This is a genomic window from Coleofasciculus sp. FACHB-1120, assembly GCF_014698845.1.
GTDB lineage: Bacteria > Cyanobacteriota > Cyanobacteriia > Cyanobacteriales > FACHB-T130 > FACHB-T130.
In genome coordinates, this window is record NZ_JACJTV010000068.1 from 1 (window position 1) to 7,184 (window position 7,184).

Annotated in this window: 6 protein-coding genes and 2 pseudogenes; 6 read left to right on the forward strand and 2 right to left on the reverse strand. The window is 45.1% G+C overall.

The features are described 5' to 3' along the window. Positions 1-182, forward strand: a pseudogene (locus tag H6H02_RS26945) (IS630 family transposase); the annotation flags it as partial. A gap of 80 nt (positions 183-262) precedes the next feature. Here the strand turns inward: H6H02_RS26945 and H6H02_RS26280 are convergent. Beyond that, positions 263-1,003: a hypothetical protein gene (locus H6H02_RS26280; RefSeq protein WP_190823344.1), complete on the reverse strand. Its 741-nt coding sequence runs from the start codon at positions 1,001-1,003 to the stop codon at positions 263-265. Positions 1,004-1,398: 395 nt separating this feature from the next. Between H6H02_RS26280 and clpB the strand changes: the two genes are divergently transcribed. The 5 genes from clpB to H6H02_RS26305 all read left to right on the forward strand — a co-directional run bounded on the left by clpB (position 1,399) and on the right by H6H02_RS26305 (position 7,123). Next, entirely contained in the window at positions 1,399-4,026 is a 2,628-nt protein-coding gene (gene clpB, locus H6H02_RS26285) for an ATP-dependent chaperone ClpB (RefSeq protein ID WP_190823346.1), read from the forward strand. A 313-nt stretch (positions 4,027-4,339) separates the two neighbouring features. Then, positions 4,340-5,116, forward strand: a complete 777-nt coding sequence (locus tag H6H02_RS26290) for a class I SAM-dependent methyltransferase (RefSeq protein WP_190823349.1) — start codon at positions 4,340-4,342, stop codon at positions 5,114-5,116. A 15-nt stretch (positions 5,117-5,131) separates the two neighbouring features. After that, on the forward strand, positions 5,132-5,494 hold the full coding sequence (locus H6H02_RS26295) for a cupin domain-containing protein (protein ID WP_190823351.1): 363 nt from the start codon (positions 5,132-5,134) through the stop codon (positions 5,492-5,494). 68 nt (positions 5,495-5,562) lie between these two features. Further along, positions 5,563-6,042 (forward strand): hypothetical protein, encoded by a 480-nt coding sequence (locus H6H02_RS26300; protein WP_190823353.1) that lies wholly within the window; start codon positions 5,563-5,565, stop codon positions 6,040-6,042. A 286-nt stretch (positions 6,043-6,328) separates the two neighbouring features. Beyond that, on the forward strand, positions 6,329-7,123 hold the full coding sequence (locus H6H02_RS26305) for a hypothetical protein (protein ID WP_190823355.1): 795 nt from the start codon (positions 6,329-6,331) through the stop codon (positions 7,121-7,123). Here the strand turns inward: H6H02_RS26305 and H6H02_RS26310 are convergent. Then, positions 7,099-7,184, reverse strand: a pseudogene (locus tag H6H02_RS26310) (IS1 family transposase); the annotation flags it as partial. The gene H6H02_RS26305 and the pseudogene H6H02_RS26310 sit on opposite strands and share 25 nt — an antisense overlap.

Below are 7,184 nucleotides of genomic sequence, written 5' to 3' on the forward strand. Positions count from 1 at the left end.
TCAATCCGATTGAGCGGTTGTGGTCAGAAATCAAAAAAGCGCTCAAGTGGGAGCTGTTTACTAATCTCGATGAGTTAAGGTTTGGAGTAAAAAAAGCTCTACAGGATTTAAACCAAACCATTATTGCATCTGTTACAGGATGGAAATTTATCATCGAGGCGCTAGTCTTAGCAGGGATTTAGAAGTCTAAACTTATTTGTGTCAAACTCAAACCCAATTGGTATAAGAAGATAGGGTTGAGAGTATATCACCAGCGCTGGGGTTAACGTACTGTTTCTGAGTGAAATTCTTTATCTTGACAATTCACCTCAATTTGCTGTACTCTAGAGTCTTTTATCTGCTTGATACATACCATTGTGTAGTAAACAAACCAACTGACTATTCCTAATAGCTTTGCTCCATCTTCAAGCAGGGATGTTACTTCTCCTACTTTTCCTCCCCCTAAAGATGAGGGTTGAGGAATTTTCCCAGAATCCACTAATACTGATAAAGCAAACCACCCAATCGCTAAGAATAGGGGAATAAATTCCGTTTTCAGTATGACTTTTCTGAAGCCTATTAGGTAGAGAGATAGCATGATTCCATATCCCAGATACACAAGTTTTTCAGGGATAAATAAATAGTTAGGGAAAGCATCTTCATGCAAAAGAAAAAAATCATCGAACAAAAGAACCGAGGTGACAAGTCCAGAAAACAGCAGAAATAACTTCGGAATTCTTTGCTCAGAATCTTTGCGGAGAACAGCAAAAGTAAAAAAGCAAATCGCTGCTGCGGAACACCAAAACAATATACCCAGATTAGAAATGATTCCTAAGTAAAATGGTTGAACTACAATTGCTAATGGATCTCTGGTCAGATACCTTGCAGGTATTACATTTTGCGAGTTAATTATAATAAAAATGACAACAAGGGGTATATATGCTAACAGCAGGATCGGTAGTAAAATTTTAAAGCGATTTAAATAAGTTGAACTTGGTTCAATTTTTGATTGGTGTTGTTTCATCTTGCTGATACTCTTGAAGATTATTGCGTGAGAAATAAATAAAAGTTTATTTTTTCATGAGAAGTTAAGGCACTGCGGTTGCTTGTGCCGAGTCGAGCTAAGCTTTAAATTGATGATTTAGCTAATCAGAAATATTTAATTAACTTTAGATTAACAAAGGATTAAAGCTAGTATACCTTATCTCAAAAATTGACGAAGGCGAGGTGGGTTGGTTAAGGGTTTATTAAAGATATTCTGTGTCTGGGGCGGTAATACCCAACCGGGGATACGCAAATACCGATCCTGGCATTGTCCACAGCTATCTACAATGACCGTAGAGACAGCCATAAGCCAGATGTAATGCTGATTTTTCTGTGTTATGGGTGTCTGGAGTGGTCTGTTAATCAGTAGTCCTCATGCAACCAACTAACCCCAACCAATTTACAGAAAAAGCCTGGGAAGCCATCACTCGCACCCCAGATATTGTTAAATCTGCCCAGCATCAACAAATCGAAAGCGAACACTTGATGAAATCACTGCTGGAGCAAGAAGGACTCGTCAGCAGTATTCTGAACAAAGCGGGTGTAAATGTGTCGCGAGTCAGAGAACGCACCGAAGATTTCATCAAGCGTCAGCCAAAAACTTCCGGCAGTAGCACCTCAGTTTATGTCGGACGTAGCTTGGATTCTCTGCTGGATCGGGCTGAAGCATTTCGCAAAGAGTATGGAGACGACTTCATCTCCATCGAACACATGATGCTGGCTTATCCCAAAGACGATCGCTTTGGGAAGGCTTTGTTTCAAGAATTTAAGCTGGATGAAAACAAGCTAAGAACTATCATCGCCCAAGTTCGCGGGAGCCAAAAAGTGACTGACCAAAATCCAGAAGGCAAGTACGAATCCTTAGAAAAATACGGGCGCGACTTGACAGAATTCGCTCGTCAAGGGAAGTTAGACCCGGTAATTGGGCGCGATGATGAGATTCGCCGCACGATCCAAATTCTGTCTCGTCGCACCAAGAATAACCCGGTGCTGATTGGCGAACCGGGAGTAGGTAAAACTGCGATCGCTGAAGGTTTGGCACAGCGAATTGTTAGCGGAGATGTCCCGGAGTCGTTGCGCGATCGCAAACTGATTGCGCTGGATATGGGTGCGTTGATTGCGGGTGCCAAGTATCGGGGTGAATTTGAAGAACGCTTAAAAGCGGTTCTCAAGGAAGTTACCGATTCTCAGGGCAGCATTATCATGTTCATTGATGAGATCCACACCGTTGTTGGTGCGGGTGCGACTCAAGGCGCGATGGATGCAGGTAACTTGCTCAAACCGATGCTGGCGCGGGGTGAATTGCGCTGTATCGGTGCCACAACCCTGGATGAATATCGCAAATACATCGAAAAAGATGCGGCGCTAGAACGTCGTTTCCAACAAGTTTATATCGATCAGCCCAGCGTAGAAGATACGGTTTCGATTCTGCGGGGGTTGAAAGATCGCTACGAAACGCACCATAACGTGAAAATTTCTGACAGTGCGTTAGTGGCAGCAGCGACGCTATCTACTCGATATATTAGCGATCGCTTCCTCCCAGATAAAGCGATTGACTTGGTAGATGAAGCGGCGGCGCGATTGAAGATGGAAAGTACCTCCAAACCAGAGGAACTCGACGAAATCGACCGCAAGATCCTCCAGTTGGAAATGGAACGGCTTTCTCTGCAAAAAGAAAGCGATCCGGCTTCTAGAGAAAGGTTACAGAGACTGGAAAAAGAACTTGCCGATCTCAAAGAAGATCAACGGACGCTGAATGCACAGTGGCAAGCTGAAAAAGATGTTCTCGAACGCCGCAAAACCCTAAAAGAAGAAATCGATCGGGTGAATGTGGAAATTCAACAGGCGGAACGAGAATACGATCTTAACCGAGCGGCTGAGCTGAAATTCGGCAAGTTGACCGAGTTGCAACAACAGCTAGAAGAGACAGAAGCCCAACTCGTTCAAACTCAGCATAGTGGTAAGTCACTTTTACGCGAAGAAGTCACCGAATCCGATATTGCTGAAATCATTTCCAAGTGGACGGGTATCCCCATCAGCAAACTCGTTGAATCGGAGAAAGAAAAACTTCTGCAATTGGAAGATGAACTGCACAAGCGCGTGATTGGGCAAGCTGAAGCGGTGACAGCAGTTGCCGATGCCATCCAACGGGCGCGTGCTGGTTTAGCCGATCCGAATCGTCCGACGGCTAGTTTCATTTTCCTCGGTCCCACGGGCGTTGGGAAGACGGAACTGGCAAAAGCCTTGGCGGCTTACCTGTTCGATACAGAAGAAGCCTTGGTACGGATCGATATGTCCGAGTATATGGAGAAGCACAGCGTCTCTCGCTTAATTGGTGCGCCTCCCGGCTATGTCGGTTATGACGAAGGCGGACAACTGACGGAATCCATCCGGCGTCGTCCCTACGCGGTGTTGCTGTTCGACGAAATCGAAAAGGCGCACCCGGATGTGTTCAACATCATGCTGCAAATTCTTGATGATGGTCGCGTCACCGATTCTCACGGTCATACCGTAGACTTCAAGAACACGATTATTATCATGACCAGCAATATCGGATCGCAGTTCATCCTAGATATTGCCAGCGATGAATCCCGTTACGAAGAAATGCGGAGTCGGGTAATGGATGCGATGCGGACGAGTTTCCGTCCGGAGTTCCTAAACCGGATCGACGAGATTATCATCTTCCACGGCTTGAACAAGCAGGAATTGCGGCAGATTGTGCAGTTGCAAGTCAAGCGACTCGAATCACGGTTGAGCGATCGCAAGATGTCCCTAAAACTTTCCGATGCTTCCCTTTACTTCTTAGCGGAAGTCGGATATGACCCCGTTTATGGAGCGCGTCCGCTCAAGCGTGCAATTCAGCGGGAACTGGAAACGCAAATCGCTAAAGGGATTTTGCGAGGCGAATTCAACGACGGAGACACCATCTTTGTCGATGTGGAAAATGAGCGCCTTGCCTTCAAGCGTCTCCCTGCTGATTTACTAGCAACTCAGTCTAGCTAATTGACGCTCAGTTAACCGTTTTCCCCAGTGATCGGTAGGGGCATGGCACATTGCCATGCCCCTACAAAACGTGAATTTTACCTGTTATGGAATCCACAATTCTAAGGAACCTCACCCCCAACCCCTCTCCGTTTACGGAGAGGGGCGAATATTGAACTCCTCCCCGTTCGCGGAAAGGGCAGGGGTGGGGAGAAACCGTATTAGATCCAATAGAGAACTGCTATAGATAATTCTCCTAATATGAGCTAGCTCAAAGACGTACTTGAAACCTCCTGCCAAAGTGAAGATATCACCACACAGGAGGGTCAAGGAAATGACCAACGCAACCCTCGACTTCCAAACCGCCACCGGACATCAAGTTCTAGCCGCAGCCGGAAAGAAAATGTTGCGACCCGGCGGACGAATTGCGACAGAGCAATTGTTTGAGTGGGCAGACTTCCAAGCAGGTGAGACAGTTCTGGAATTAGCTTCTAGTTTTGGCTACAGTGCGATCGCTCTGGCTCAACGCTACGGCGTGCGGATGGTCGGCGTAGAGAAAAACCCCGAAAGTATAGCCCGTGCCCGTTCCAACATTGAGGCGGCGGGGTTAACAAGTCAAGTGGAAATCATTGAGGGCGATGTGTTTCACCTGGACGCTATCTCCGAACAGTTTGATTATGTTTTGGCAGAAGCGATTCTAACCATGCAATCTGTACCGGGGAAAGTCAAGATTTTGGCTGGGGTGCGCGATCGCTTGAAGACAGGAGGCAAATTTCTTTGCCACGAATTACTCGCCCGTAACCAGGAAGCGGAGATTCATCAAGCCTTAGCACAGGTAATTCGGGTCAATTCTACCCCGTTATCTGAGGCAAATTGGCTGGCTGCTTGTGAAGCTACCGGACTGCAAGTACAACAGCATCAAACCGGGTCAATGGGTTTGTTGAATCTGCGTCGGGTACTTCAAGACGAAGGCGTTGTGGATACCCTCCGGATTCTGTGGAATGTTCTGACGCGCCCAGCGCTTCGGAAACGAATCCTGGCAATGCGCCGTGTCTTCCAGCAATATCAACAGGATTTGGGTTACATCGTCCTGCGTGCAAAACGCGCCTAAAAAAGTGAATCAACCATGACTACTACACTGATGTCTCATTCATCTTTAGCGATTCAACTGCCAGAAAAGATTGAGTATCCCCCTCAGGGAGTCCTCAGCAAAGTTTTGCTTAAAGATGCCTGCTGTCAATACACGCTGTTGTGTCTAGCCGCAGGTACAGATATTTCTGAACACTCCTCGCCTCGAAATGCGACTGTCCACGTCATTGAAGGGCGCGGGCTACTAACTTTGCAGGGGCAAGAAATTGCACTTGAACCGGGCGGTTTTATCTTCATGCCTGCCAATGCTTCCCACGCTCTAAAAGCCGAAGAGAATCTAGCTTTTCTGCTGACACTTTCGGAGAATTCTCAAGCTAAGCACAAACTAAGCGGCGACTAACTGAGGTAGCTCATAGTCTTGCCAATCCAAAACTGCAATAGTAATACTCAGCGACCAACGAATTCATCATGCTTAATACCTTTACTCAACACCTCAATCTCTCGGATTCTCAAGTAGAAACGCTACTCTCACTCAGCTTGCAGGATTTGCTCAACTCGCCTGCAATTCAGCAGAAACTAGATAGTTTAAATATCTCGTTGCTGCAACAAACTTTGCCGATAGCAAAGGCCGTTTTGGAAGACAAGCTACCGCCTTTTTATGATTGGCTCAAAAACGAGTTAAAGGTGGAGCGCGTCCCAGATGGCCCCGATCATACGACTCAATGGGTGGTTAATTTCCTAAAGCGTCAGGAAAGCCTGAGGCACTTGGTAGACTTACACCGTCCAGTTCCACGTCCTGCTTTAGAACGCTCAATTCCTCGCCTGGTAGGGTTATTTGAGACTGTAGAGGATGCCCAAGTGCGTCAGGAATGGCAAACTGCTCTCGCTGCTTTGTGTCTCGTACTTGCAGTAGATGCCCGCGATCGCGATCGCCAATTAGTTGCCTAATTTTGTTGAGGGTGGCTGCACTAGCCGCCCTTTTTCAGACTTCGCTCTTATCTCCAGTACGGTAAGGAGAACAAACCATAAAACCAGTAAGCGATCGCATCTTAACCACGCCACCGGAAGCTAAACAGCATCCCTCTCTCAACTTGCAAACTTTGTTCAATTCTGCTGTAGATTTTTCCAGAAACTTTGGTGGGCAGAATCCACTGTGTTCCGCTAGGCTAAAGAAATAGATTGAGAGATTAAAGTAGAATGTCTACTGATAATAAATTATACACATTAAAGATTTTTGTTTGATAATTCGCAAGTTTCTTTGGAAGAACTTAAACAAAAAATCGAGGAGTTACTTCAAGAATTTCTTCCCATTATCCATTTATCAGTAAACGCAATTTACTCTACATCTCTTCAAGTGATAATTAAAGGAGAGCTAAAAATTATTGATAATTGCCATAACGAAATTAATAAGAAAATTATTGGGAAATCTAAACTTAAATGCCAGCGGTTACTTGATGAGGTAGGTGATGAGATACGGCAGCAAGCATATCCCATCTTATCAGCTATAGAGCAACGCTTTCGAGTATTTGTTAGCCAAGCTCTCATAGAAGTTTCTGGATTTGATTGGTGGCATACAACAGCTCCTGCTAAGCTTCAGAGTAAAGTCCAGCCAATTCATGAGAAGCATCAGGAAGATGGTACACCCCTTGATCCTTTAGAATGTACTCAATTCGATGACTTAATTGAAATTATTACTGCTGAAACATCCGAATGGTCAGAGAGCAGACAACTAACTGTAAGCGAGCTAACAGAGTTACTTTTAGACTGTGAATCAGTTGCAGAAGTTAGAACTAAACTTATAAATAAAACAAAAAAAGTTGTTTTATGGGATGTTTTTGCTCAGTATTTTGAGGATAAAAACCAATGGGAAAAAATTAAAAAAAGTATCAAATTTGTAATGAACGAACGCCATAAAGTAATGCACCATCGGCCGATACGTTTTGGCGTACTCAAAGCTTTACAGGCTAAAAAAGAAGAAATTTGGGTAGTGCTGAATAGTAATGGTCACGAACGAAGAGAGGCATTGTAATGATGCACAAAGTACCAAATTGCCCCAATATGATTGCTCAATTTTTTAGAGAACGATAACG